The sequence below is a fragment of the Buttiauxella agrestis ATCC 33320 genome (genome assembly GCF_000735355.1).
GTDB lineage: Bacteria > Pseudomonadota > Gammaproteobacteria > Enterobacterales > Enterobacteriaceae > Buttiauxella > Buttiauxella agrestis.
Genome location: NZ_JMPI01000022.1, coordinates 263620 through 288880 on the forward strand (window position 1 = coordinate 263620; position 25261 = coordinate 288880).

The 25261-nt window shown below is 49.8% G+C and carries 25 protein-coding genes and 1 pseudogene; 6 read left to right on the top strand and 20 right to left on the bottom strand.

What is annotated here, in order from left to right; all coding sequences use genetic code 11:
* Window positions 1-315 precede the first annotated feature (315 nt).
* The gene (locus GBAG_RS05965) at window positions 316-1137 is read left to right on the top strand and encodes a helix-turn-helix domain-containing protein (RefSeq protein ID WP_034494210.1); all 822 of its coding nucleotides are present in this window, start codon (window positions 316-318) and stop codon (window positions 1135-1137) included.
* Here GBAG_RS05965 and GBAG_RS05970 read toward each other — a convergent pair.
* The 9 genes from GBAG_RS05970 to GBAG_RS06010 form a co-directional block, all read right to left on the bottom strand.
* Window positions 1134-1439, bottom strand: coding sequence for a PTS sugar transporter subunit IIB (locus tag GBAG_RS05970; protein ID WP_034494211.1), 306 nt, complete (start codon window positions 1437-1439; stop codon window positions 1134-1136). The genes GBAG_RS05965 and GBAG_RS05970 overlap by 4 nt on opposite strands.
* Entirely contained in the window at window positions 1414-2883 is a 1470-nt protein-coding gene (locus GBAG_RS05975) for a leucyl aminopeptidase (protein ID WP_034494212.1), read from the bottom strand. The genes GBAG_RS05970 and GBAG_RS05975 overlap by 26 nt, the downstream gene beginning before the upstream one ends.
* Window positions 2880-3848 carry a glycosylasparaginase gene (locus GBAG_RS05980; RefSeq protein WP_034494214.1) on the bottom strand — a complete coding sequence of 323 codons (969 nt, stop codon included), beginning with the start codon at window positions 3846-3848 and terminating at the stop codon, window positions 2880-2882. Before GBAG_RS05980 ends, GBAG_RS05975 begins: the two co-directional genes overlap by 4 nt.
* A gap of 8 nt (window positions 3849-3856) precedes the next feature.
* Window positions 3857-5164: a PTS cellobiose transporter subunit IIC gene (gene celB / locus GBAG_RS05985; protein WP_034494216.1), complete on the bottom strand. Its 1308-nt coding sequence runs from the start codon at window positions 5162-5164 to the stop codon at window positions 3857-3859.
* Between the two features lie 163 nt (window positions 5165-5327).
* Window positions 5328-6629 carry a TRAP transporter large permease gene (locus GBAG_RS05990; protein WP_034494218.1) on the bottom strand — a complete coding sequence of 434 codons (1302 nt, stop codon included), beginning with the start codon at window positions 6627-6629 and terminating at the stop codon, window positions 5328-5330.
* The gene (locus GBAG_RS05995) at window positions 6629-7126 is read right to left on the bottom strand and encodes a TRAP transporter small permease (protein WP_051873647.1); all 498 of its coding nucleotides are present in this window, start codon (window positions 7124-7126) and stop codon (window positions 6629-6631) included. The genes GBAG_RS05990 and GBAG_RS05995 overlap by 1 nt, the downstream gene beginning before the upstream one ends.
* A 72-nt stretch (window positions 7127-7198) precedes the next feature.
* Window positions 7199-8185: a TRAP transporter substrate-binding protein gene (locus GBAG_RS06000; protein WP_034494220.1), complete on the bottom strand. Its 987-nt coding sequence runs from the start codon at window positions 8183-8185 to the stop codon at window positions 7199-7201.
* Between the two features lie 365 nt (window positions 8186-8550).
* The gene (gene mcbA, locus GBAG_RS06005; RefSeq protein WP_034494222.1) at window positions 8551-8811 is read right to left on the bottom strand and encodes a DUF1471 family periplasmic protein McbA; all 261 of its coding nucleotides are present in this window, start codon (window positions 8809-8811) and stop codon (window positions 8551-8553) included.
* A 178-nt stretch (window positions 8812-8989) separates the two neighbouring features.
* Window positions 8990-9616, bottom strand: a complete 627-nt coding sequence (locus GBAG_RS06010; RefSeq protein ID WP_034494224.1) for a flavin reductase family protein — start codon at window positions 9614-9616, stop codon at window positions 8990-8992.
* Window positions 9617-9708: 92 nt separating this feature from the next.
* On the opposite strand from GBAG_RS06010, the gene rlmF reads away from it, so the two are divergent.
* Window positions 9709-10650 carry a 23S rRNA (adenine(1618)-N(6))-methyltransferase RlmF gene (gene rlmF / locus GBAG_RS06015; RefSeq protein ID WP_034494225.1) on the top strand — a complete coding sequence of 314 codons (942 nt, stop codon included), beginning with the start codon at window positions 9709-9711 and terminating at the stop codon, window positions 10648-10650.
* Here rlmF and ybiO read toward each other — a convergent pair whose 3' ends face one another.
* The 6 genes from ybiO to rhtA all read right to left on the bottom strand — a co-directional run bounded on the left by ybiO (window position 10651) and on the right by rhtA (window position 17421).
* The gene (ybiO, locus tag GBAG_RS06020; protein ID WP_072011147.1) at window positions 10651-12903 is read right to left on the bottom strand and encodes a mechanosensitive channel protein; all 2253 of its coding nucleotides are present in this window, start codon (window positions 12901-12903) and stop codon (window positions 10651-10653) included.
* 227 nt (window positions 12904-13130) lie between these two features.
* A complete protein-coding gene (gene glnQ / locus GBAG_RS06025; RefSeq protein ID WP_034494230.1) occupies window positions 13131-13853 on the bottom strand; it encodes a glutamine ABC transporter ATP-binding protein GlnQ in 723 nt (240 codons plus the stop codon).
* Window positions 13850-14509 carry a glutamine ABC transporter permease GlnP gene (glnP, locus tag GBAG_RS06030; RefSeq protein WP_034494231.1) on the bottom strand — a complete coding sequence of 220 codons (660 nt, stop codon included), beginning with the start codon at window positions 14507-14509 and terminating at the stop codon, window positions 13850-13852. The genes glnQ and glnP overlap by 4 nt, the downstream gene beginning before the upstream one ends.
* Before the next feature lie 85 nt (window positions 14510-14594).
* Window positions 14595-15341, bottom strand: coding sequence for a glutamine ABC transporter substrate-binding protein GlnH (glnH, locus tag GBAG_RS06035; RefSeq protein ID WP_034494585.1), 747 nt, complete (start codon window positions 15339-15341; stop codon window positions 14595-14597).
* 383 nt (window positions 15342-15724) lie between these two features.
* On the bottom strand, window positions 15725-16228 hold the full coding sequence (gene dps, locus GBAG_RS06040) for a DNA starvation/stationary phase protection protein Dps (RefSeq protein ID WP_034494233.1): 504 nt from the start codon (window positions 16226-16228) through the stop codon (window positions 15725-15727).
* 305 nt (window positions 16229-16533) lie between these two features.
* The gene (gene rhtA / locus GBAG_RS06045; RefSeq protein WP_034494235.1) at window positions 16534-17421 is read right to left on the bottom strand and encodes a threonine/homoserine exporter RhtA; all 888 of its coding nucleotides are present in this window, start codon (window positions 17419-17421) and stop codon (window positions 16534-16536) included.
* Window positions 17422-17790: 369 nt separating this feature from the next.
* Between rhtA and ompX the strand changes: the two genes are divergently transcribed.
* Complete coding sequence (gene ompX, locus GBAG_RS06050) at window positions 17791-18294, top strand: outer membrane protein OmpX (protein WP_034494237.1); 504 nt, start codon at window positions 17791-17793, stop codon at window positions 18292-18294.
* A gap of 68 nt (window positions 18295-18362) precedes the next feature.
* On the opposite strand, the gene GBAG_RS06055 is transcribed toward ompX, so the two are convergent.
* Together GBAG_RS06055 and mntS are read right to left on the bottom strand one after the other, a co-directional pair.
* Window positions 18363-19949 carry a phosphoethanolamine transferase gene (locus GBAG_RS06055; protein WP_034494238.1) on the bottom strand — a complete coding sequence of 529 codons (1587 nt, stop codon included), beginning with the start codon at window positions 19947-19949 and terminating at the stop codon, window positions 18363-18365.
* 318 nt (window positions 19950-20267) lie between these two features.
* Window positions 20268-20396 (bottom strand): manganase accumulation protein MntS, encoded by a 129-nt coding sequence (gene mntS, locus GBAG_RS22010; RefSeq protein ID WP_034456469.1) that lies wholly within the window; start codon window positions 20394-20396, stop codon window positions 20268-20270.
* Between the two features lie 190 nt (window positions 20397-20586).
* Here mntS and mntR point away from each other — a divergent pair, with 190 nt between their 5' ends.
* Entirely contained in the window at window positions 20587-21054 is a 468-nt protein-coding gene (gene mntR / locus GBAG_RS06060) for a manganese-binding transcriptional regulator MntR (protein WP_034494239.1), read from the top strand.
* Between the two features lie 2 nt (window positions 21055-21056).
* Entirely contained in the window at window positions 21057-22175 is a 1119-nt protein-coding gene (locus GBAG_RS06065; RefSeq protein ID WP_034494242.1) for an SLC13 family permease, read from the top strand.
* A 31-nt stretch (window positions 22176-22206) separates the two neighbouring features.
* Here the strand turns inward: GBAG_RS06065 and GBAG_RS06070 are convergent, their stop codons facing one another.
* Both GBAG_RS06070 and GBAG_RS06075 read right to left on the bottom strand, forming a co-directional pair.
* Window positions 22207-23022 (bottom strand): Cof-type HAD-IIB family hydrolase, encoded by an 816-nt coding sequence (locus tag GBAG_RS06070; RefSeq protein ID WP_034494243.1) that lies wholly within the window; start codon window positions 23020-23022, stop codon window positions 22207-22209.
* Entirely contained in the window at window positions 23019-24242 is a 1224-nt protein-coding gene (locus GBAG_RS06075) for an MFS transporter (protein ID WP_034494244.1), read from the bottom strand. The genes GBAG_RS06070 and GBAG_RS06075 overlap by 4 nt, the downstream gene beginning before the upstream one ends.
* 106 nt (window positions 24243-24348) lie before the next feature.
* Between GBAG_RS06075 and GBAG_RS06080 the strand changes: the two genes are divergently transcribed.
* Window positions 24349-24894, top strand: coding sequence for a TetR/AcrR family transcriptional regulator (locus GBAG_RS06080; protein WP_034494587.1), 546 nt, complete (start codon window positions 24349-24351; stop codon window positions 24892-24894).
* 19 nt (window positions 24895-24913) lie between these two features.
* Here the strand turns inward: GBAG_RS06080 and GBAG_RS06085 are convergent.
* Window positions 24914-25231 (bottom strand): annotated as a pseudogene (locus tag GBAG_RS06085) (SDR family oxidoreductase); the annotation flags it as partial.
* Between the last annotated feature and the right edge of the window lie 30 nt (window positions 25232-25261).

Below are 25261 nucleotides of genomic sequence, written 5' to 3' on the forward strand. Positions count from 1 at the left end.
GTCGATGTGATTATGGTCACACTTTTAGGCAGAAGAATAAATCGAATAGAATTGACGGCCTTGTTCAAATTTTTTGAATTTAAGTTAAATCATTGAAATAAGTGATGATTAGCACACGAATCATCATTCCGGATTGTGTGATCCAGATCCCGCTTCGCTTTCCGCATTTTTTGCTACTTTTTTTCATAAGATAGAACTGGTCTGGCCTGCAATCGCTTGCGCGCTATTTTTACGATAATGTGTGGATTTGCTCTTTCCGCTGCGACACTTACTTTTATAATGAAGACCTTACTTAACTCATGATGAAGAGGTTCGATGGAGATCAAGCTGCACTCCAACGCCACCACCACGCCGCGTACCCGCAAATATATTCAAAGCTCTGACAAAACCGACAGTGAACTGGCGGAGGAGTTGAATATTTCTGTGGATACCGTCAGGCGCTGGCGTAAGCGAGATGACTGTTATGACAAATCTCATCGACCTAATACCATTCATCGTGCATTGAGCCATGAGCAGGAGGCGATGCTGGTCTTTCTGCGAGTACGTTTATCACTTTCCCTGGATGAGCTTGTGGAAGCCGCGCAATTGCTGGTCCAGCAGGGTATTTCGCGCGCCAGTGTCAGCAGAACATTGCAAAACTGGCAGCAATCCCGGCTCGCTAAACCTGATTTAAAGCAGCCGGTCGGACATTTGCGCCTTGATGTGTTTTCGCTTCCTGAAAGCATTAGCCATAAACACGGCTCGTTGCTGGCCTTTAGTTGTCCGGTTTCTGGGTTTTTGGCGGTGGCATTGCGTGAACGAGGCGAACAACAATCCCTTGATGCGCTGGTCGGTTTTTTGCAGCAGGGTTTACTATTGAAAGTGCGGTCATTAACGGCCTGTTCTACCACGCTGACCCAACAACTGGCGCAACAACTTGGGGTTCCCTTGCATGAAGCCCAGCCGGAAGCCTGGCTTGAAAGAGCCGCAAGCGGTGAGTGGACGCAAACGCTGGAACAGTTACTTAACGGTGAGCGTTACGATAGGCGTTTGGGTTTTGGCGCGGTGTTGCTGGAATTTGAAGATTTGCTGAATAAGAGGATTATCCGCAGCCGACTTAAAAACCTCTCGCCGGCTGCGTGGCTAAAAACTCGTTAATTAATCAGGCTCAACGCATGGTCAAGAATCTTCTCCCCGTTGACCATACCGTAATCCATCATATTAATGGTTTCCACTCGCTTATTAAGCGGCGCGGCAATCTGTTTGCAGTCTGCGAGCTTATAGGCGATTTGCGGGCCAAGCAGTGCGCAGTCAAAAGCAGTAATCGCGTTTTTAAAATCGCTCATTCCTTTCGCCTGAATCTCGACTTCAAGCTGGCGTTTCACCGCCGCTTCCTGCATGCGTTTGACGACCAGACTGGTCGACATGCCTAAATCACATACCAGTAGAATCTTTTTCATTTGTCTTTCCTTTGCAGATGTCGAGTAAGAATTGCGTCAGTAACAGAGCAGGGCGGCCGCTGGCCTGGGTGAATTTACCCCGACTCAACGCGGTGCCGCTGACATCTAAATGCGCCCACGGCGACTGGTGGCAAAACTTACTTAAGAATTGGGCGGCGGATACCGCGATGGCCGCGTTATTGGGCGGTGTGTTCGTGAGGTCGGCAATATGGCTTTTGACTTGCGAATCAAAGCTTTCGTCGAGCGGCAGCGGCCAGATTCGGTCCTGGGTTAAATCGGCTGCCTGCTGCAATTGGTGGCTAAGGGGGGAATCATTACTCATCAGCCCGGAGATGTCATACCCCAGGGCTTTGACTACCGCTCCGGTCAGGGTGGCGACATCAATTAGCGCTGCCGGATTAAAGCGCGTTGAGGCGTAGCTCAGCGCATCCGCTAAAACCAGGCGACCTTCAGCATCGGTATTTATAATTTCGACGCTATGACCGGCGTGCGATTTCACCACATCACCCGGCAGCATGGCGTTAACGCCAGGCATGTTTTCGGCCAGCGCCATCACGGCGACAACATTGAGCGGGAGTTGCAGCGTTTTGACGATTTCCATCAGCCCGAACACCACGGCAGCACCACACATATCGTATTTCATGGTGCGCATTCCTTCGCCTTCTTTCAGCCACATCCCGCCGGTATCGAAGGTAATGCCTTTGCCGACAAACGCGTAATACGGTGCGTTTTCCGCGCCACCTTGCCAGCGCAGCGTCACCAACCGGGGCGGGTTGTCGCTGCCTTTTCCTGTGGCATCAAGACAACCTAAACCCTGCTTGCGAATGGCGTGTTCATCAAGGATTTCACAGTGCGTTTGCGGATGCTCGCACGCCCAGCTTTCAGCTTGTTGGGCCACATCATGCGGGCGGCAGTCATTTGCCGGAGTGTCGGCCAGTTTGCGCGAAAGCAGCATACCTTGAGCAACTGCCTGCGTTTGCGCAGCCAGTTCTGACGATTGCGTGTTGTGTTCTGCCACCAGTAATAACAGTTGCCCGTGACTTTGCGCTTGCTGGGCGCGATATCCCAACTGCGGCAACTGATAGAAACGGTTCATCACTGCCACCAGGAAGGTGCGCAGGCGTGCAAAAACGACACGGTTTGCCAGGTCAAAACCTGAGATATCGACGGCGACAGGGTGTGAAAGCGGGCCTGGCAAAACGCTATTCAGGTATTCTGTTAACTGGCGCAGCACTTCAGGACGCTCAATTTTTGCCGCAGATAAAAGCGTCAGTTGCAGGCATTTGCTGCTTAAACCGAAAGTGGTGGTTTGCGATTCACTGGAGAGCGCCATTTCATCCAGCAGCGGGCGCAGCGTTTGCGGCCACGCGTTGGCGTGAGCTTTCCACAGTATTAAATGCGCATCAGCCGGACATTGCGTAAGGGGGGTTAACTGACATTTCATACGATCACCTCGGCGGTAATACGTTCGATATAGGCATCAAGCCACGCCTGGTCTGCCGGGCGAATCAGCGTGTGTTTTCCTTCGCGGGTTGTCAAAAATACCGCTGGCGTTTGCGCTGCCGTGGCGACTGAAAACGAGAAGTTATCAATGGTCGTGGCTGCACCGTATTCACCGCGGTTATTCATACACACCACCGACAAATCACCGGCGCGACCATAGCGGGCAATCAATTGGCTTTCGAGGTCGTAAACCGCTGATTCAGCCGCCTGTTGGGGTGACATTCCGCGCCCCATGCGGCTGACGATTTCGTAGCTGATGCAGCCTTTCATCAAGTCTTCGCCAAGGCCGGTGGCGGTGGCGGCACCAATCTGGCTGTCGGCATAAAAACCGGAACCCGATACCGGTGAATCGCCCACGCGCCCAGGGCGTTTCATAAACAAGCCGCTGGTGGAGGTGGCGACGCACATCTGTTGATTCTGATCGAGCGTAATCACACCAACGGTATCGTGGCCGGTGTACGGGCTGAGGCCGCGATCCAGCGTTTCACGTTTACGCTTGAGATAATGCTGATGGGCGCGATCGGTCAGCATGTTTTTGCGCTCAAAACCTTGCGCGAGCGCCCAGGTTTGCGCGCCTTCGCCGACCATAAAACTGTTGAAGCGCTCGCGGCTTAAGGCTTGTGCCACCAGAATTGGGTTAGCGATATCACGGATACTGGCCACCGCGCCGATGGCGAGCGTTGAACCGTCCATAAATGCAGCGTCCAGTTCAACCACACCTTGTTCGTTAGGCAAGCCGCCGTAACCAACTGATTTATAAAATGGATAATCTTCTACACAGGTGACTGCGCGAACCGCAGCACCACTGGCGTCGTTGTTCCCTTGCAATAACTGCGCGGCTTCACTGACCCCTTCCCAGGCCATACGCCAGGTCGCTATCACGCCCCAGTTTTTTGATAACGTCATGTTTTTACTTACTCCGTGGCGGGTTTAGTTGTGGCAGAAATTTCCGGGGTTTCATTCGCCCGGTATTGCTTGTCCACGACTTTAAGGAACGGCAGATAGATGATGGCGCCAATCAACAGATTGATGAGCTGAATTACAGCACCGCTGAGATGCCCGGTAACGATAAACCCGCTTAATACTGGCGGCAGCGTCCACGGGATATAGACCCCAGTGGTGGTGGCGACCCAACCTATAGACATGGTGATGTATTGCACCGTCACGAGGACCAGCGGGACCAGGTTGAATGGGATAAGCATTATCGGGTTCATGATGACCGGCAGGCCAAACAGCACCGGCTCGTTAATGTTGAAGATGGAAGAACCGGCAGCGAGACGCGAAACATTCTTAATGTGCTGGCTGCGGGCAAATAACAGCATAGCAATCACCAGAGACAAGGTGGCTCCCGCGCCGCCCATCCAAATCATGTCGTAGAACTGCTCGGTGACCACATGCGGAGGCAGCAAGCCTGCCTGCGTTGCGGTCAAGTTCTCCATTTGGTTTTCCATCCAGAATGGACGCAGGATGCCGTTGACCATCGAACCTGAGTTAATCCCTACTGACCACAGGCTGGTGATGCTAAAGCAAGTAAATAACGCGCCAACATAAGAAGTCCCGAAGTGGCGAATTGGCGTAGCCAGCACTTCGTAAACAAACTGGTGAATAGTGTGGTAATCCGTGCGGGCGAACAGCACGCGAATCGCGAGCGCAATCACCAGAATCAGCAGCGATGGAATCAAAGCCGCGAACGATTTTTGTACCGCGGGTGGTACGCCATCCGGCATACGGATCACCCAATTGCGGCTTAGCATCCAGGCAAATAATTCAGTGCTGGTAATTGCACCGAGCATCGCGACAAACAAACCCTTTGAACCCAACCATTCCATCGGAATGAGGTTGCCAATTTCCTGGGTTTTAGCGAAGGGGGTAAGAATCAGGAAGCAGGAGAGAGACAAAATCCCGGCGGACATTTTGTCGATGTCATAGCGCTCCGCCAGACGATAAGCGACCAGGAAACTAATGAACACCGCCATAGTCGAGAAGATGGCATTAAACGGGATTTCGATAGTGGCAGACCAACCTTCACCAAAAATCGACGCCATAAACTGTTGATAGGCAGTGCTTGGGAAAGAGGAGATAACCAGCAGGATTGAACCGACAATAATAAAAGGCATAAACGAGATATACGCATCGCGAATGGCCCCGAGGTGGCGTTGTTGCGCCATTCTTCCGGCAAGTGGCATCAGCTTTGCTTCTATTGCGGCCATCAGGTTTTTCATTGTTACCGCTCCGTAAGGAATCACAAGAGACAATTCTTGTGTTGTATACAGTAGACAGTGTTGGCAATGAAAAAAGTGAGAGGATTCACAAAAGTATCATGTGATTGCTTATTGATTTTGTCAGTCAGGCAACATTGCGTTTGCCTGACCGACCGTACTGCAATTACATCAGTCCCAACATCCGAGGAATGAAGAGGGAAATCTCAGGAATGTAGGTAATCATCATCAGTGAGACAAACAGCGCGGCATAGAAGGGCAGCAACGGTTTGATCAGATTCTGAATTTTAACGCCTGTGATGGAGCAGCCGACAAACAGTGCGCTGCCAACCGGAGGAGTCAGCAAGCCGACGCACAAGTTAGCCACCATCATGATGCCGAAGTGAACCGGATCCATCCCCAAATCTTGCGCGATAGGCAGGAAGATTGGCGTGAAGATAAGTACCGCTGGCGTCATATCCATAAAGATGCCGACAATGAGCAGCACGATGTTGATAAGCAACAGAATCACCAGCGGGTTATCTGAGACACCCATCAGCGCATCGCTAATCATGTAGGGAATATCCGCGTTGGTCATGGCCCAGGACATGCCAACCGAGAAACCAATGAGCAGCAGAACAATCGAGGTTGTCACCACCGAATCAAGGATGAGCTTTGGCAAATCACGCCATTTCACTTCGCGATAGATAAGCACCGAAAGGACGAAGGTGTAAACCACCGCGATGGCTGAGGCTTCCGTTGCGGTGAATACGCCGCCCAGAATCCCGCCCATGACGATAATCACCAGCAACAGGCTTGGCAACGCGTCGAGAAACGCTTTTGCCGCTTGTGCGCAGGTTGGACGTGCAGATACCGGATAGCCGCGGCGCCGGGAGATAATCCAACACACCAGCATGATTGACAGGCCCATTAAGATGCCCGGCAAATAACCGGCCATAAATAACGATGCCACCGATACGCCACCCGCCGTCAGCGAGAACACAATCAGCACGTTAGAAGGCGGAATCAGCAGCCCGGTAATGCACGATGAAACGTTCACCGCCGTTGAAAACGCCGGGTCATAACCTTCTTTATTTTGAATCGGGGAAAGTGTTCCCCCTACGGCTGCGGCAGCGGCAACAGCCGAACCGGAGATGGAGCCAAACATCATATTCGCCAGGACGTTGACGTGGCCCAGAGAACCGGGAATACGGCCCACCATAATTTGCGCGAGATTAATTAAGCGGATGGCTATTCCGCCGCTGTTCATTAGCGTTCCGGCAAAAATAAAGAACGGAATCGCCAGCAGCGCAAAGTTATCCAGGCCATTGGCGAGACGCTGCGAAACAGTGATGACCGCCACATCCCACGGGAACATCAGCAACATAGAGGAAACGGTGGCAATCCCAATCGCAAACGAAATAGGCACCCCGATAAACACCAGAACGAAGAACGCACCAAATAAGGTGAGGGCGATATAAGTTTCCATTATTTCCCTTCCTTGCTGACCAGAGTGTGAGCGTCGGTCAGGATAAAATAGAGCGAGTAAAACATCATAATTGCCCCGCTTAATGGCAGCACAATGTAGACATAACCCATCGGGATTTGTAACGCCGCTGAGAGCTGCGAAGTGGCTAATGTTTTTTCAATCAGTTTCAGGCCGCCGTTGACGATAACCGTCGCTGAAAACAGCAATATCAGCGAGTTGATAACGATGTTAAGCAGCGGTTTTTTATTATCTGGCAGCATCATCGAAAGGAAATCGATGGAAAGATGGCGTTGTGCGCCAACGGTATAAGATGCGCCCAGCAGTCCCACCCAGATCATCAGAAAACGTGCCAGTTCATCGGTGAGGGTACTGGGTTGATTGAGGATGTAGCGGCTGAAAACCTGCCACACCACGCAGACGACCAGAGCAACCATCACCAGTACGGAAAAAGTGGCAATAGTCCGGTCTACCGCAAGCTTTATGGGCTTAAGTATCATGTTTGCATACCTGAAATTTAACCTGGAAGAGCGGGCGATGACTGATCACCCGCTGAAACTTACCGCTCTAAATCACTCAACAGCGGATTCAAATTTAGCCAGCAACGCAGCCTGTTTAGGATCTTTGGCGAAGTCGTCATACAGCGGTTTTACTGCGGCGCGGAATGGGGCTTTATCAACGCTGACGATAGTCGCGCCCATGGCTTTAGCCTGAGCACGTGAGTCAGCATCGACTTTCTCCCAAAGCTTTTGTTGATACGCTTCGGAGTTTTTAGCCGCTTTCATCAGGATTTGCTGCTGTTCAGGTGACAGCTTTTGCCAGGTTTTCGTGGAGATAACGAGGAAGTCAGGGATGGAAGTATGTTCATCTTCGGAGAACACTTTAGCGATTTCGATATGGCGAGTCTGAACCCATGACGGCACGTTATTTTCTGCACCATCAACCACGCCTTGTTGCATTGCGGTATACACTTCACCGAATGAAATAGGAGTGGGTGAACCGCCCATCAATTCAACCATTTTTAATGTTGTAGGGCTTGCCTGGACACGAATTTTAAGCCCTTTTAAATCTTCTGGTTTGGTAATCGGTTTTTTAGCATAGAAACTACGGGTGCCGGCAACATAGGCAGAAATACCGAAGAACCCTTTATCTTTTGTTGATTCCATAATTTCTTTGCCGACTTCACCAAACACCACGCGATTAAAATGCTGCTGGTCTTTAAATAAATACGGCAAATTATAAATAGCGTAAGTATTGTCAAAAGATTCCAAATCACTGGCCGAACCTTTCGTCATATCCAGCGCACCGTTTTGCAAAAGCTCCAGTGTTTCGCGCGCGCTGCCCATTTGGCTGCTTGGGTAAATACGAATACGCATATTACCATCAGAAAGTTGTTGTACCTCTTTGGCTAATTCTTCAAATGCCAGATGCACAACATGGCTACGTTCCAGGTTATGTGCCAGTTTTAAGGTGATTTTATCTGCGGCATTTGCGCCAGTGGCACATAAAGTCATCAGTGAGGCACAGAGTATTTGGCGAGGTAGAGTTAAAAATTTCATAAATAATGCTCCCTGCATAAAATATTAAGTGAGGATGAGAGATTGTTATTGCTGTATGACAGCTTATTGTATTTGTCTGATAACCAGGGTGTGTCGAGGTCACATTTTTAATCGAATGGGATTGGTTTAGATCTTTTTTGTGCCCTTGCTCACCTTTCTGAATTTATTAATAAATGCAATTTTGATTGCGGGAGTGATTAATTTTCGGATTAAAGCGATGAATGCAAGGAAATACCGATGTTTTAATGCGGAATTACTATGACTTTTTATTAATATGTTAATTAGAACTTAAACTTAACAATAAAATAACGGTCTCCTGTTGTGGAAACCGTTATTATTGGAACCCCTCAGGGGATTTCTTGAGACTATTTATAAATAGTCGCGGTGCCGAACATACGTTCATTACCGCTAGCCGAGTTAACAATAAAACCTTTTGCTCCTTCTTCTTTCGCTTTCTCTCCAAGTTTGGCTTGCAGATCATCAAGGCTTGAAGCGCCAGTGACAGAAACGGTTCCTGCCGGACGTAGTTGGCCTGTGTTCATATCACTCATTTCTTGGGCTGCCATGGTAGCAAACGGTAATGCCGCAAGGGTGACAACCGCAGAAAAATACAGCAATTTTTTCATAATCACATCCTCATCGCTTTTAGGGGTCGATTAAAAAAACATCAACACTGAAAGTGTAGGTCTAATGTGATAATTAAAGGACGCAAAAAATTGATGAACTCATGCTCATTTTTTGAACGACATTACTTGACGAAATTCTTACAAATCATACAGATACAGGTTCATGATTTTGTTAGTTTTATCGTGCGTCCGGGCGAATCAGATCGAAGCGCTGCGTTTCATCAATGGTGTAATAAGCTGACGGGCCACCCGCGCGCAGCACAGGTTTCGCCAGCGCAGTCTGATAAATACCGTCTATCAGCAAGGCTTCATCAATATGCACCGCGACGACTTCGCCCAGTACCAGCCAGCTATCAATCGCTATACCGTCGGCACTCGTTAACTGAATGCATTGCGACAAACGACATTCAAAGTTAACCGGGCTTTCTGCGACCCGGCTGGCTTTAACTTTTTGACCAGGAACGGCAGTTAATCCGGCGCGGGTAAATTCATCGTCACCGTGTGGAATTGACGCTGAGGTTTCATTCATCTGCTCCGCCAGTTCGCGTGTCGCAAGGTTCCAGACGAACTCTTTAGTGTCGAGAATATTTTGCACGCTGTCTTTCCAGCCGCTGCTGGCAAAACCAATAATCGGTGGGCGATAATTAAAACAATTAAAGAAGCTATACGGGGCCAGATTACGGTTCCCGTGGCTGTCATATGAAGCAATCCAGCCGATAGGGCGAGGGCCGACGATCGCGTTAAGCGGATCATGTGGTAAACCGTGGCCATCGGCAGGTTCATAGTAATAGCGTTTCGCGGACATAAAACCTCTGCTTGCGTGATGAAATTGACGTGGCGTGTTTACGCCGCTGGCTTCACAGAGTATCTTACGCGCCCACACAAGGAGAAGCCGCAATGAAAACCTCTGACACCACCAAACCGGGTCTGCACCCTCGCAACCGTCATCGTAACCGTTATGATTTCCCGGCGCTGACGCAAAGTAGCCCGGCGCTGAGCGCGTTTTTACGCCCTGGCCCACACGGCGATACGACGGTTGATTTTGCCGATCCGCTGGCGGTGAAAGCATTGAACCAGGCGCTGCTGGCCCATTTCTACGGTGTGAAACATTGGGATATTCCAGAAGGTTTTCTCTGCCCGCCAGTGCCAGGTCGCGCTGACTATATTCACCATCTAGCCGATTTGCTGGCAGAAGGGAATGGCGGCGTGGTGCCTTCTCAGGCTTCTGTGTTGGATGTGGGCGTGGGCGCGAACTGTATTTATCCGCTTATCGGGCAGCATGAATACGGCTGGCGTTTTACCGGGACGGATGTTGACCCGGAAGCGATGCGCAGTGCGACCGCTATTATTGACGCCAATCCGGGGCTTTCGCGCCTGATTCGTGTGCGCCGCCAGAAAACCCCGACCGCGATTCTGCCAGGCGTGATTCATAAGAATGAAATGTTTGATGCTACGCTGTGCAACCCGCCGTTCCATGATTCAGCGCAGGCGGCACGCAGCGGCAGCGAGCGTAAACGCGTTAACCTCGGCCAGGCTAAAGACGGCGCACTGAATTTTGGTGGACGTGAACAAGAGCTGTGGTGTGAAGGTGGCGAAGTCGCATTCGTCAGCCAGATGGCGAAAGAGAGTAAAGAATTTGGCCGTCAGGTGCAGTGGTTCACTTCACTCGTATCACGTGGCGAAAACCTGCCGCTGATTTATCGCGCATTGCAGGAAGCGGGCGTGGAAAAAGTGGTGAAGAAAGAGATGGCCCAGGGGCAGAAACAGAGTCGTTTCATTGCCTGGACCTTTATGAACGACGCACAGCGCGCTCGTTGGGCCGCTACGCGTTATAAATAGTCACACCGTAGGATTTGCGGGTGGCAGCGTTCCCGCTGCTGCCTGCGCATCCTGTAGCGCTTGAACGCCATCGGCACCCGGTTGCATCACTTGCACCGTTTGTACTGGCGGGCGAATGCCTGCCGCATCAAAGTGCTTTTTCACCATCCCATCTAATGCAAATCGCACCGACCACTGCTTCAGCGGCTGGGTTGTAAACGATACGCGCACCGTAAATGCCTGATTAGTCAGCCCGACAATCCCGGCAAATGACGGTTCGCCAATCACCAGTTTGCGAATATCTTCCTGCTCCATCAATTCATGCACCGCCTCTTTCAGAATACGGTTAGCTTTGTCGACATCCTCCTGCCGGTCTACGTCATAGTTGGCGACAAACGAACCAATGCCGCGCACAAAGTTGGCGAACGTGGTTATCGATGACCATGGAATGATGTGATACGCCCCGGTATCCTGGCGCACACCAACCGAACGAATCGACATGCGCTCAACGCTGCCGGTAATCGGCCCGATAGTGACTAAATCTCCAGTGTTCATCCCATTTTCAAACTGAATAAACACCCCGGTAATAATGTCTTTGACCAGCGTTTGCGCCCCGAAACTGATGGCTAACCCCAGAGCGCCAGCCCCGGCGAGTAACGGTGCGATATTCACCCCAATTTCTGACAGTAAAATCATAATGGTTATGGTGCTGATAACGACCGCCAGCGCGTTACGGAACAAGGTGAGCAGCGTGCGGGTACGTGCGCTAGGCATCGGGCGACCATGAATATCAGATGCCAGGCGGTTTTCAATCAGGCTTGCCAGCAACGTCCAACCAACGGCTGAGAACAGCAAAATCAGCACAATGCGGATGATAATGTCGATAGTCTTCTCACCGGCGCCGTTAGTGAGCCATGCCCACATATCAAACAGTCCCCAGGCATTGAGCAGCATCATCACGGCAACGCAAACCGTCAGAATACGCGCCAGTTTCAATAGCGCTGAAATCCAGCCATTCAGCCGTTTTTGCAGTTCCGGGTAATTGCGCTGAACCTGGGGTGAAAGCGAGATGGTTTTCGCCAGCCAGCGTGACAGCATCCCTGAGATAAACGCCGCAATACTGATAATCGCCAGGCTATGCAGAGAAGCCGCCATCATCCATTTGAGGCTGTTACCAGGATCGAATAGCGAGAAGAAGAACAACACCACAAAGTAAGCGCTCGCCAGCCAGTGCCAGACCAGCGCGAAGGCGCGAATAAACAGGCTGAAAAACGCCATCGAGCGGTCAGCCAGTTGAATCAGGCTTTGTTGGATATGGCGTTTATTGGTGAATATCAGATACAGCGCCCAAAGCATAATGCACAGCATTATCAAAACATTGGTTATCGCGCCGACTTGTACGTTGACCTGGTTGGAGATAATCGGCACCGCGACCAGAATACCGTAGCCAATCAGGCTGCTTAAACCGGCGAGACGAATGTTCCAGTATCGCGCGTTCTGGTCACTGACCGGGAAGGGACGTAAATCGGGGAAACGCGGGCAGAATATTAATCGCAATATCGCTTTGAAGAATTCTATTAACGCAAAGGCATTCAGGAACAGCCCCTGCTGGCGGGCGATGGTGCGACTGCCTGCGTTCATCATGTCGCTAAATATTTGCCCGACGAAAATCGTTAATGCCAGGAGCAGCAAGTCGATGATAAATGCGCCAATGATCATCAGCGGCAGATGGAACCAGCTCGAGCGGTCGCGGTTCTTTTTGCGCCCCCATTTACCCATGCGCGTCCAGACCGGCGTCATACAGGTTCGAATCAACAAATAGAAAGCGAAAACGCTGACGGCGAGCATCGCAAAATGCGTGAGTGCGTTATAGAAAGTCTGTGGATTAAACGACTTATGCGGAGCACCGGTAATATTGCGGTGCAGTTGAGCAAAACGCTGGGCTAATTCACCGCCGTAATGGCGACTGACATCGGTGACATTTTCGAGCACCGTTTTGTCCTCGCTCAGTTGCTCAGGCGGCACAATGGCGGGAACCGGCTCTGGCGGTGGCGTGGCAGCCACTTTGCGTAGTTGTTCAATTAACTCATTGCGCGATTGCGAGTTATCCAGCACATCGGCCAGCGCGGAATAGGCTTTCTTTTTTTCTTCAAGATTAGGTTCGGCGGGTGGGGCGGTAGTGTTCTGTTGAGAGGAAGCCGCAGCCGCAGCGGGGAGGCTGACAGCCTGAGTTTGAAAGCTAAACATGCACAGCAGGAGCAAGAGTAGCGGCACGGCGTTCCTCCGGACTGAAAGTCAGACAAAGGAATAATTATAGAGGGGAGGGAGAAGGCGGCGAGAAAACGGGAATTATCTGGTGTGAACGTTGGACTGATGTCGGATGACGCTGCGCTTATCCGACCTACGCCGGGATTGGTTTTGTAGGGGGGATAAGCCGTAGGCGTCATCCACCAACTTTAAAGCGGCGGGGTCGCATTCGCTTACCCGCCCTGGACGTTATTTTAAGAAACGTGCTGCAAGAATTCCTGTAAACGCTGGCTTGGCGGGTTCTCAATCAACTCTAGCGGGTTGCCATCTTCAGCAATGCGGCCCTTATCAATAAAGATCAGGCGCGATGCGACTTTGGCAGCAAAACCAACTTCGTGAGTCACGATAACCATCGTCATGCCTTCTTCGGCCAGATCCTGCATAACCTTCAGAACTTCATGGCGCAGTTCCGGGTCAAGTGCAGACGTTGGCTCATCGAACAGCATCATTTTCGGCTTAACCGCCAGCGCACGGGCAATGGCCACACGCTGTTGCTGACCGCCGGAAAGCTCTGAAGGATAGTGATGCGCACGCTCGGCGAGGCCCACTTTTGCCAGCAGTTCTTTAGCCAGTTTATCGGCCGCGTCTTTTTTCAAACCACGGACACGAATCGGGCCAAAGGCGACGTTTTCCAGCGCAGTCAGGTGTGGGAACAGATAAAACTGCTGGAACACCATGCCTGCTTCCTGACGAATCAGGCGCTCATCAACTTTCGGATCGTTTACTTTCAGACCATCAACGAACAGGTCGCCGCTGGTGATATCTTCAAGTTTGTTAATGCAGCGCAGCAGCGTGGATTTACCCGAACCAGACGGCCCGATAATAACGACGACTTCACCTTGTTTAATATCGAGATCGATATTGTGCAGCACCTGGGTTTTGCCAAAGTGCTTAGAAACATTTTTAAATTCAATCACAGGATTTTCATCCTTCTTTCAAGGCGACGCAGCACGAAGCTCAGCACCAAAGTAATAATCAGATAGAAGACCGCAACGGCGCTCCAGATCTCCAGCGCACGGAAGTTTCCGGCAATAATTTCTTGCCCCTGACGGGTCAATTCAGCCACACCGATAACGATGAACAGCGACGTATCTTTGATACTGATAATCCACTGGTTACCCAATGGCGGCAGCATACGACGCAGCGCCAGCGGCATAATCACGTGGCGAATAGTTTCACGCTTAGACAAGCCCAATGCCAGGCCTGCTTCCTGAAAACCTTTATGAATTGACAGCACCGCACCACGGGTAATTTCCGCAATGTACGCGCCGGAGTTGATCATAATCGTTACGACGGCGGCGCTGAACGGGTCAATGCGCAGGTCGTTAAAGGCCATTGGCAGGGCAAAGTAAATAAACATGACCTGCACCACAATTGGCGTGCCGCGAATCACTTCAATGAATACTAATGCGATGTGGTTGGCAATCCAGCCGCCGTAAGTACGGGCGAAGCCTGCGACCAGACCAATTATCAGACCGCCGCAAAGCCCGAGGACCGAAATCCACAAGGTCATTTTGGCGCCTTCAATTAAAAGCGGGATTGCAGGCCAAATGGCACTCCAGTCGAACTCCATGATTAATTCCTATATGTTACCGTGGTTCAAAAATAGCAGGGGCGAAAGTCGCCCCTGAGGTCTTACTTAAATCATTTTAGAGTTATTATTTTGGCTCAGTGCCGAACCATTTTTTGTAGATTTCGTTGTATTTGCCGTTCTCTTTCAGGGTTTTCAGCGCGCCGTTAACTTTAGTGCGTAGGTCGTCGCTGCCTTTAGGGAAGGCGATACCATACTGCTGTGCTTCAAGAGAATCGCCCACGGCTTTGAATTTGCCCTGGCCCGCAGTCTTGATGAAGTACAGGATGTTTGGTGTGTCGTGCAGAACAGCGTCAGCACGGTTAGTGCCCAGTTCCATGTAGGCGTTGTCGATGTTCGGGAACTGACGCAGGTCTTTAGTTTTGATATTCGCTTTCGCGTAATCAACAGAACCGGTGCCGCCCTTAACTGCAACAACTTTACCATCAAGGTCTTTCACGCTTTTTACGCTGTCGTTGTCGGCTTTAACCATCACCAACAGGCCGCTTTTGTAGTAGCCATCAGAGAATTCGATCGCTTTTTTACGTTCTTCGGTGATGGTGATACCCGCCAGCGCGAGGTCAATGTTTTTGGTTTGCAGCGCAGGAATGATGCCGCTGAAATCCATAGGCTTAAGGGTATATTCCAGTTTTAATTCTTTTGCTACGGCATCCCACAAATCGATATCAAAGCCGACGTACTTATCGCCTTGTTTAAACTCGAAAGGAACAAATGCGGTATCGGTCGCAACGACCAGTTTCTTATCAGCGGCGTGGGAAGAAACCGCAAAAGCCAGAGTGAGTGCAGCCAGTGAAACTTTCAAAATCGACTTCATAGCATTTCCTTGTTTATCCATGGGGCAATCCCCTGCATCAGTAAGCCGCAGCATGGAAGAATCGTGCCAGATCTACAACATACTGTTTTGCAAGGATGTGAATTTGTAACATTGCACAAAAATGGTTGCAAGCCAGCTGCGGCGCACTGTTGTGGTGCCCAGTTTTGGTGCGAGATTGCGTGAGCAAGACCGATGTTTAGTTTTACCGCAGTTTAAGGTGGTAAAACAATCATCCGTTAACGATTGTGTGAAGTGATTATTACAAATGAGTAACTTATGCGGCAAGGATAAACAATTACGTGCGCTAAAATGGTGCAGGCATCCTCCCGAAAACGGGAGGATGAGATAACAATTTAATCCCCAGACAGGGATTTAAATGGCCATTAATCGATATTTGATTCGATAAACCACAGGAATTTATCCAGATCGCGTGAAGCGGCTGTCAGGATGTCTGCGGTATCTTCATCTTTAGCTTCGCTGATAGCTTTACGCACGTCGTTTGCCACAATCGCGTAACGATCGGCCAACTCTTTCAGGTGATCCTGAACGCTGTGGATGTCCAGCGGATAGCTTTTTAATGGTGTTTTGCTGTTAATGACTTGGGTGGTACCGAGAGCCACGCCTCCGAGTTGAACGGCGCGTTCTGCCATGGTGTCAAGATGGTCGGTAAGAGCTGTGCGGAACCCGTCCAGCATTTCATGAATGGCAATAAAGTTTGCACCACGCATGTTCCAGTGCGCTTGCTTGGTAATCAACGACAAATCAATGAACTGAATAACCTGGCGATTAAGCAGCTCAACGGTGGCTTTCTTTTCGCTGTCTGCAACATCATTACGGGTATGCAGTAAGGTAGTAGATTTGGTTTTTACCAGTTTAGCGGTAGTCATAATCTTTCGTCCTCTTGATGTTATGTCCAATGAATTACCGGAAATAAGTATAGCACCGGTTTTAATTCTTGTTGGAGCAGATAATACCTATCAGATTAATAGCAGAGTCCGGATGGATTTTAGTAACTCATTGTTAGTAAATTACTTTATATTATTTATGACGAGGTGTAACGATAATAGACAAAAGATGAACTGTGAATGGGAATTATTTTTATTTTAATCTAAGAGTAATCCTGAATATAAAGTCTTGATCGGTGATGAATATTTACCGTGATCGCAATAACCACGGTAAATAATGAAGAGAATTAATTTACGTCAACGCTGGTAATCTGCGGTTCGCGCTTAATCGTCAGGGTTGAGCCGATGGAAGCCGCGATGATGGAGAGCAGCGCCAGCCATTGCACCAGGGTCAGATGCTCACCGAGGAACAACATGCCAGACAACGCTGCAAGCCCCGGCTCCATGCTCATTAATGTGCCAAATGTGCGTGTTGGTAAGCGGGTCAATGCAATCATTTCAAGCGAGTAGGGAAGTGCTGTAGACAAAATCGCTACACCCAGGCCGAGCGGTAAAAGCGACCAATGCCAGAGCGCTTCACCAGCTTGCCATGCTCCAATCGGTACAAAAATAACGGCAGCAATCAGTGAACCGAAGGCAACCGTTGCTGGGCCATGGTCAGCACCTGCCTTTTGGCCAAACAGAATATAAATCGCCCAGCAAGCCCCGGCGCCCAGTGCAAAAGCGGCACCGGTTAAATCGACGCTCGAAATAGATTGCCCCAGAGGCAGCAAGAACCACAGTCCCAGCACGGCCAGAATCACCCAGACAAAATCCACCGCCCGTCGGGAAGAGAATAACGCGACGGCAAGCGGGCCTGTGAATTCCAGGGCAACGGCAATGCCCAACGGCACCGTCTGAATAGACAAATAGAAGAGGTAGTTCATCCCACCGAGCGCCAGTCCATACATTAACAATGGGAAGCGTTGTTCGGCTTTAAAGCGTAATCGCCAGGGTTTAAAAATTACCACCAGAATCAACGTACCCAGAGTCAGACGTAGTGCCGTCACACCGGGTGCGCCGACGAGCGGGAAGAGTGATTTTGCAAGTGATGCGCCACTCTGAATGGAAGTCATGGCAATCAAAAGAACAACAATGGGCAACCATACTGGGGTTTTACGGGGGGATAACGGCATCCTGCGTCCTGTCAGTCAGAGTCTGGTTTGGTCAAGAAATTAAAAGTAACCCCAGTGTAAATGATTAACTTATGGCTGGTTGAGAATTCATTGAAAAAAATAATAGTCTGATGCAGTAACATAACTGCGTGATTGCATAAGATTTGTTCGAATCTGTTTAAGAATTATCTGGATGACGATGTTGCGTTTCATGACAATAATTGCTGCGGTTTATGGCAAGAAGTCCATGAATTGAAGGGATTATGATGTAATGGAAATGTTCTGTTACATGAAAGGATTCTTTAGACAACGTAAATGTCGAAGAGTTTCTTACACAATTTTGATATATTAAAAACTTAGAAGTTACTTGAAGCACATTTGAGGTGGTTTATGAAAAAAATTGCATGTCTTTCAGCATTAGCTTGTGTTCTGGCCGTTTCCGTTGGTACCGCATCTGCAACTAGCACCGTAACCGGTGGCTACGCACAAAGCGATATGCAGGGCGTTGCTAACAAAGCTGGCGGTTTCAACTTGAAATACCGTTACGAAAACGACACTCAGCTGGGTTACATCGCTTCTTTCACTCACACTGAGAAAAGCCGTACCGAAGATGGCGTTTACAACAAAGGTCAATACTACGGCATCACTGCTGGTCCAGCTTTCCGCATCAACGACTGGGCAAGCATCTACGGTGTAGTCGGTGTTGGTTACGGTAAAGCATTAGCAACCGCATACCCAGATCACGATTCAACTAGCGACTACGGTTTCTCTTACGGCGCTGGTCTGCAGTTCAACCCAATCGAAAACGTTGCTCTTGACGTTTCCTACGAGCAGAGCCGCATCCGTAACGTTGATGTTGGCACCTGGATCGCAGGCGTGGGTTACCGCTTCTAATTTCACTCTTTAATCGAGTGAAAAAAAATCCGCCTCTCGGGGCGGATTTTTTATGCGCTGAATTTGAGTTAACGCGTTTGCGTTTCAAACACATCCGTCTGCAAATGAGTATAGTCCACCTTCTTGAGCTTAAAGTTGGTGATATAGATTGGCCCCGCTTTTTGCTCAGAGATGAACTTGTATTTCGGCGTTAACTCTTTGGTTTTAATCCCGGTCCACGCTGAGAAGAAGTTCAGGAAATCATTGGCTGAACGGCGCGCTTTAATCTGACGATGCGCGGTATCATCGCTTGAAAGCACCATAAACGGCACCTGGAAGTTTTGCTGGAACTCGTCATCATGTGCCAGATATTGCACATCGGTGCCACGTTCTTTGAACGCCAGTCCGTGGTCTGAAAAGTAAACCATCGAGAAACTGTCACCGGTATTTTTCAGTTGCTGATAGAGCTGTTTGAGCAAGTCGTCGGTCTGCGTCATGGTATACAGATAACAAGATGTCTCTTTCGACTGCACAAAATCTTTGTATTTGCCCTGAGTCCGGTCGCAGGCCTGGGGATGTGAACCCATCAAGTGCAGCACAATTAATTGCGGGGTAGTGTGCTGGGTGGCAAACACCTGCGCCGTCATCTTTAATAATGCTTCGTCACGGGTATTTTTATCCGCTTCAAAATCACCATTTTTCAAAAAATGCACTTCATCCGCACGCTTGGCGATGCTGGCAATGGCGGTATCGTATTCACCGATTTGCCCCTGGTTTGAGAACCACCATGTCTGGAAACCAGCACGGTTGGCGAGGGTGATAATGCTGTCCTGATATTGCGGTTTGCCATCAATAACCCGGTTGAGCGTCATCCCCAATGATTTCTGCGTTGAACCACTGGCGGCAACATAATCCATAAACAAGTTGCCATTGACCTGGCTGGCGAAAGGCGTGTTATCCCAGTGACCACCGAAAGCCCCCAGCGCATCACGCCGTGCGCTCTCACCAATCACCACCACATAAGTGTGATACTTCGGTTTAACCGCCAGCACATTCCAGGTGTCCTTCATCTGAGCGAAGGCCTGCATCCGCGTCTGTTCGTCGATCACTTCCTGGTTATTGACTACCACATCTTTGACGAACCGGAACACCGGATAACCGGAATCTTTGAATTTAAATACGCCACCGTAAGCCAGATTTTGCACCGGAGCCACAAAGAAACAAACCACGCTGACAACCAGACATAAACTGTCGAAATGACACCAGTTTCTTTTCTTCGGCGCGACTTTACGACGCACGGCAATAATGCCAAGCGCCAGAATAAATACCGACACCAAATAGCTGTACCACGGGAAGATAGTCATCAATTCCGTGGATTCTTCGAAGTTGGTCGAATGCAGGGCCAGCAAGGTATTAAAGTTGGGCGAACCGTAGGCCTGACCAAACGGGAAATACATCGCGGCTATCAAACTGCAAATTGCCAGCAAACCTTTCTGGAATTTAGGCGCGCTGCGCCAAAGCAGCAGCAATACGCAGCTAAAAGCCACCGCATACAGAATGCTAAATTCATAACCGAGAGCGAAGTTAATCAGCAAAGACTGAAGGAAATAAAAGCCAGTCCACGGATTGAGCGCAATTGCGCGGGTCGTCAGGGTTTCTTTAACCGTTAAATTCATGTTTACCGAGATCTACTAAACGCCATGCGAAAACCCTGGCGACGAGGGTAAGAACCTGCCTGACAGACGGAAAAGAAGGGGGAACTGGACCGCATCTGCGAGCCGCTTCATGTGCAGGGCTGCAAGAAGATAGAGCGGTACGATAAGAAGATCAACTGATAAGAGAAATGTGTTTTGCGAAGCAGGTAACAAAACCGACAAATGGTAGGGTTAAAGTGCGACTAAACGGTAATTTCAGGGAATCTAATGAAAGGAAAAACTAACAGCTGGGATAGCCGACGTGAGTCAGACTACTGGTGAAGAAGGCAGGGCGGCTGCCTATGACTTCGGTTTTTCGCCCTGCTGTGGTTTGCCGGAAACCCAATCACATAACATATTGAGCAGCATCAGCCGCACTTGAAACGGGGAATGTGTAAACACGCTCATGCACCTCTTAAATTCATTCATCTTGTCCTCCTAATAACATCTGCTGCCTTCAATTCCTTTTAAGGCTGACTGCATTACATACAGATATAGCACAGGCTATATTGTATAGCTATTGCTAATTCGTTAAATTTTTGTGCTTGGGTGATGCTGGTTTACAATGGGGCCAAAGCTCGTCATCGGACGATGCCGCACCCCTGCATGAGGAAGCATCATGAGCCGTACGCCAGGCCAAAAAAATAAACCAAAAATGACGCAGTTGGTAAACGTTGAAGAGCATGTCGAAGGCTTTCGGCAGGTGCGTGAAGCGCATCGCCGTGAATTGATTGATGACTACGTTGAGCTGATTTCTGATTTGATTCGTGAAGTGGGGGAAGTGCGCCAGGTTGATATGGCGGCAAGGCTTGGCGTCTCTCAGCCAACTGTTGCTAAAATGTTAAAAAGACTCGCCTCGGTGGGGCTTATTGAACAAATTCCATGGCGCGGCGTATTTCTGACGGCAGAAGGTGAGAAGTTGGCGCAAATGAGCCGTGAGCGTCATCAAATCGTTGAAAACTTTTTTCTCGCGCTGGGCATCAGCCCGGAAACGGCCAGAATTGACGCCGAAGGTGTTGAGCACCACGTGAGTGAAGAAACGCTGGAAGCCTTTCGCTTGTTTAGCGAGCAGCGGGGATTTAAGTAGCAATGTTACTGAACCTGGTGCGCCCGTTTGCTCGCGATCGCTTTCTTCATCTATTGCTTATCGTGGGCGTTATTCTGAGTTTTGCCGCGCCTTTTCAGCCGCAGCATTGGGTTCATGCCATTGACTGGCACACTATCATTACGCTTGCGGGCTTAATGATGTTGACCAAAGGCGTGGAACTGAGCGGTTATTTCGATGTGCTGGGCCGCCGCATGGTGAAGCGGTTTGATAATGAACGAACGCTGGCGATATTCCTCGTCAGCGCAGCGGCATTACTTTCAACGTTTCTGACTAACGACGTCGCGCTGTTTATTATAGTGCCGCTGACTATCACGCTGAAAAAATTGTGTGCGATACCGATTAATCGTCTCATCATATTTGAGGCATTAGCGGTCAACGCAGGCTCGATGCTCACGCCCATTGGCAACCCGCAGAATATTTTGCTGTGGGGACGCTCGGGCTTATCGTTCGGTGAATTTACCTGGCAAATGGTGCCGCTGGCGCTGGCGATAATGTTCAGCTTGTTGGTGCTGTGCTGGTTCTGTTTTCCGCATAAAAAGCTCACGTATCACGCTCACGATAAACTTCATGACTGGCAGCCGCGTCTGGTGATGAGTTGCGTCGCGTTCTACATCATCTTTATCGTCGCGCTGGAATTAAAGCAGGAAATATGGGGACTGGCCGTGGTGGCTGTGGGTTTTTTACTGCTGGCAAGGCGCGTATTGCTGAGTATCGACTGGAGTCTATTGCTGGTATTTATGGTGATGTTTATCGACGTCTACCTGATTACGCAGCTTCCGGTATTACAACAGGCTTTGTCAGGAATAAATCAACTCCCGGCCGGTGGATTGTTTGCGTTAGGAATAGGTCTCTCACAGTTTATCAGTAATGTTCCATCGACCATTTTATTACTGAATTACGTTCCTGCTTCCCTGTTACTCGCCTTTGCAGTCAACATCGGTGGTTTTGGGTTATTGCCGGGATCGCTGGCGAATTTAATTGCATTACGCATGGCAAATGACCGCCGCATCTGGATTCGCTTTCACTATTATTCACTGCCAATGCTGTTATGGTCGGCCCTGCTGGGCTACGGTATTTTGCTGTTGCTTAAGCAATTATAAAAGAAGGGGCTTTTCAGCCCCTTATTCAAGATTACGCGTTAAACGGCGCTTCTTTTTTCAGCGCTCGCTCAATCACATTCAACACACCTTGCTCATTGCAGTGCCCGGTCTGATAAGCGGCGATTTGCTTAATTTTTTCCGGCGCATTCGCCATCGCGAAACCATATTTTGCCTGGCGTAGCATTTCGATATCGTTCCCACCATCGCCAAACGTCACCACTTCGCTGTCATCAATGCCCCATTTTTCCTGCAATATTCGCAAGCCATTCGCTTTGTGAACACCGGGAATAATCAGGTCAATCGAGCCATGACCGCTGGTGACTGGCACCATAATTCCGTCGAATTGCGCAGCCAGAACATCCATGGTGTCGTCTAATAAATTATCTGGCAGATTCAGGGCGAATTTAAAGAACACGTCATCCAGATTTGAGAAGTTTTCGACCACTTCCAGGCGGTGATAATAACTGCGCGCCATTTTGATAAACGCGTCGTCATAGCTTTTCAGGGTGTAGCCGTTGCGTTTGCCACAAGCGATGATATCCACATGCGGCAACGTCAAAAGATGATCGATGACGGTGTTGAATTCCTGCTTTGTCAGCTCACCGTTAAAGGTATCTTTGCCTTCGCTGACTACCCAACCGCCATTATCGGCAACGAAAGAAATCTCGTGGGCGATCTCCGGGAAGAATGAAATGAGTTGGTAATATTGGTTGCCGCTGGCGACCACAAATCGAATGCCTTGTTCTTTCATCTGCGCGTAAAGCTCCGCAAAACGCGCACGGTTGTACTCTTTGTTATCGTCCAGGAACGTACCATCCATGTCGACGGCAATTAATTTCACACTCATCGAACTCTCCCTTCAAGCGAGTTGGTCACAAGATCGGTTGGTTTAGCGACGGCTTTCGCAACCAGTGCGGCGACCACCATTAAACTCAGTACCACTAACATAGCCAGGCGCAGGCCGTAATGTTCGCCTAAGAAGCCCAACAACGGCGGGCCAACTAAAAACGCGATATAGCCGGAAGCCGCCACCACACTGACGCGAGTTGCCGGATCCGGGCCGGTATCGCCCGCTGCGGAAATCGTTAATGGGAAACCGAGAGAGGTTCCCAGTCCCCATAAAATAACGGAAATACCCGCCACAAAGGTGTTATCCACAAAGATGATTAAGCCGATGCCTAAGATCCCCATCATTGCGCAGGCGCGAACCACGGCTACACGGCTGTAGCGATCGATAAACCAGCCGCCGGTAAAACGCCCTACGGTCATGCCCAGCGTGAAACCGACATAAATCATTGAACCTGAGGTTGGGCTAAAACCATGGCCATCGACCATCAGTAGTGGCAGCCAGTCGTTGGCAGAACCTTCAGCAAACGCCATTGCCAGTACAATCGTGCCAATTAAAATCAGCTGTAAATCTTTATAAAAGGGCGGATGAGGTTTGTGCTCATTATCTTTATTAGCATCGGCATTATTTTTCCCGACACCGTGTGGGATTGCAGTAATGGCAATAATAATCGGCGTGATAACCACCAGGCCAATCACTAAAAGATGCCCATACGCGGTGACGTTAAGGGCGGTCAGACTCATGCCAATTCCCGCGCCTGCTAATGTGCCGAGGCTATAAAAGCCGTGCATCATGGGTAATACGGTCTTTTTTAGCAGCCCTTCAACAATTGCGCCTTCGACGTTCATTGCCACTTCAGCCGAACCCAGTCCAGCCCCGAGGATTGCCAGGCCAGTTGCGAACAGAACAGGAGACGCCAGGAACAGCGCGGCGCCCATCACCAGCATGCCAGTGACCATCAGCGTCATGCCGCTGCGAATAATATTGCGCGTACCAAAACGTTTAACCAGCCAGCCGGAACATAAAATGCCGCTCATCGAACCAATCGACAGGCCAAATAGCACGATACCCATACCGGCAGTTGAAACGCTGAGTGTGTCACGAATGGCTGGAGTACGGGTGGCCCAGGAGGCCATGACAAGGCCGGGCAGGAAGAAAAAGGCGAACAGCGCCCAGGTGCGACGTTGAGTCGCTTTGCGATGACTAATGGCGGCAGACATGGAAGTACCGGTTGGCGGCGAATGGAAATTACACTAGCAAGTTTGTGTACATTTGTACACATTGCCTGGTAAACTCTTTTGAGCCTGTTTTTACCGAGCGAAAATGATGACGAAAGCTCCGCGACGCAACGACCCCGACCGCCGTTCACGTATATTGCACGCCACGTTGGATATGCTGGTGGAACACGGTATTAGCCATATCACGCACCGCAAAATTGCCGAAGCGGCAGGTGTCTCGCTGGGATCGATGACCTACTATTTCGACGGCATCGAATCGCTTTTGAGCGAAGCCTTTACACAGTTTGCGCATCAAATGTCAGACGATTATCGTTGTCGCATTGAGCAGGCCCGTAATCGCGATGAAGCCTGCGAAGCGATAGTCGACATGATTTGCGGTGAGAAAATCGCCACGTCATACAACCTGCAAGTGATGTATCAACTCTATGCTTACGCTAATCGCAATCCTGAACTAAAAATCATCATGCAGGATTGGATGTGTCGCAGCCAGCAAGCGCTCGAGGCGTTTTTTGACCCGATAACCGCTCGCATGCTGGATGCTTTTATCGAAGGTATGACACTGCATTATGTGACGGACAGGCATCCGTTGAGTCGTGAGGACTTGAGCAGGATGCTGGCAAAAATTGCCGGTTAGATTGGACAGGGTATTCTTATCAGTCAATCGTCGTACCCGCACTCATATTGACCACAGTTGCCGTCATCGCCCCTGCGTTTTCTGACGCCAGAAATGTCATTAACTCTGCAATCTGCGAAAGCGTGGGCAGACGTTTTAACATCGTACTTTGTGCCGCCCCTCCTACCCACTGTTCCACGCTCAAACCCATCGCTTGTGCCTTTGGCTCGAAAACTTCTCTGGTATAGGAACCAGCCTGAACGGCATCAGAAATAGCATGTGATCGGACGCAGACGACGCGAATATTCTTCGGAGCAAGTTCGCTGGCTAGTGTTTTAATAAAGGCTTCTGTACCAGCGTGCTACCGATAGCTCCGCTGCCCCCGAAG

Bases quoted from the DNA above. Each gene is read 5' to 3' on its own strand.
- GBAG_RS05965 (WP_034494210.1), top strand. From the start codon at position 316: ATGGAGATCAAGCTGCACTCCAACGCCACCACCACGCCGCGTACCCGC.
- GBAG_RS05970 (WP_034494211.1), bottom strand. From the start codon at position 1,439: ATGAAAAAGATTCTACTGGTATGTGATTTAGGCATGTCGACCAGTCTG.
- GBAG_RS05975 (WP_034494212.1), bottom strand. From the start codon at position 2,883: ATGAAATGTCAGTTAACCCCCCTTACGCAATGTCCGGCTGATGCGCAT.
- GBAG_RS05980 (WP_034494214.1), bottom strand. From the start codon at position 3,848: ATGACGTTATCAAAAAACTGGGGCGTGATAGCGACCTGGCGTATGGCC.
- celB (WP_034494216.1), bottom strand. From the start codon at position 5,164: ATGAAAAACCTGATGGCCGCAATAGAAGCAAAGCTGATGCCACTTGCC.
- GBAG_RS05990 (WP_034494218.1), bottom strand. From the start codon at position 6,629: ATGGAAACTTATATCGCCCTCACCTTATTTGGTGCGTTCTTCGTTCTG.
- GBAG_RS05995 (WP_051873647.1), bottom strand. From the start codon at position 7,126: ATGATACTTAAGCCCATAAAGCTTGCGGTAGACCGGACTATTGCCACT.
- GBAG_RS06000 (WP_034494220.1), bottom strand. From the start codon at position 8,185: ATGAAATTTTTAACTCTACCTCGCCAAATACTCTGTGCCTCACTGATG.
- mcbA (WP_034494222.1), bottom strand. From the start codon at position 8,811: ATGAAAAAATTGCTGTATTTTTCTGCGGTTGTCACCCTTGCGGCATTA.
- GBAG_RS06010 (WP_034494224.1), bottom strand. From the start codon at position 9,616: ATGTCCGCGAAACGCTATTACTATGAACCTGCCGATGGCCACGGTTTA.
- rlmF (WP_034494225.1), top strand. From the start codon at position 9,709: ATGAAAACCTCTGACACCACCAAACCGGGTCTGCACCCTCGCAACCGT.
- glnP (WP_034494231.1), bottom strand. From the start codon at position 14,509: ATGGAGTTCGACTGGAGTGCCATTTGGCCTGCAATCCCGCTTTTAATT.
- glnH (WP_034494585.1), bottom strand. From the start codon at position 15,341: ATGAAGTCGATTTTGAAAGTTTCACTGGCTGCACTCACTCTGGCTTTT.
- dps (WP_034494233.1), bottom strand. From the start codon at position 16,228: ATGACTACCGCTAAACTGGTAAAAACCAAATCTACTACCTTACTGCAT.
- rhtA (WP_034494235.1), bottom strand. From the start codon at position 17,421: ATGCCGTTATCCCCCCGTAAAACCCCAGTATGGTTGCCCATTGTTGTT.
- ompX (WP_034494237.1), top strand. From the start codon at position 17,791: ATGAAAAAAATTGCATGTCTTTCAGCATTAGCTTGTGTTCTGGCCGTT.
- GBAG_RS06055 (WP_034494238.1), bottom strand. From the start codon at position 19,949: ATGAATTTAACGGTTAAAGAAACCCTGACGACCCGCGCAATTGCGCTC.
- mntS (WP_034456469.1), bottom strand. From the start codon at position 20,396: ATGAATGAATTTAAGAGGTGCATGAGCGTGTTTACACATTCCCCGTTT.
- mntR (WP_034494239.1), top strand. From the start codon at position 20,587: ATGAGCCGTACGCCAGGCCAAAAAAATAAACCAAAAATGACGCAGTTG.
- GBAG_RS06065 (WP_034494242.1), top strand. From the start codon at position 21,057: ATGTTACTGAACCTGGTGCGCCCGTTTGCTCGCGATCGCTTTCTTCAT.
- GBAG_RS06070 (WP_034494243.1), bottom strand. From the start codon at position 23,022: ATGAGTGTGAAATTAATTGCCGTCGACATGGATGGTACGTTCCTGGAC.
- GBAG_RS06075 (WP_034494244.1), bottom strand. From the start codon at position 24,242: ATGTCTGCCGCCATTAGTCATCGCAAAGCGACTCAACGTCGCACCTGG.
- GBAG_RS06080 (WP_034494587.1), top strand. From the start codon at position 24,349: ATGACGAAAGCTCCGCGACGCAACGACCCCGACCGCCGTTCACGTATA.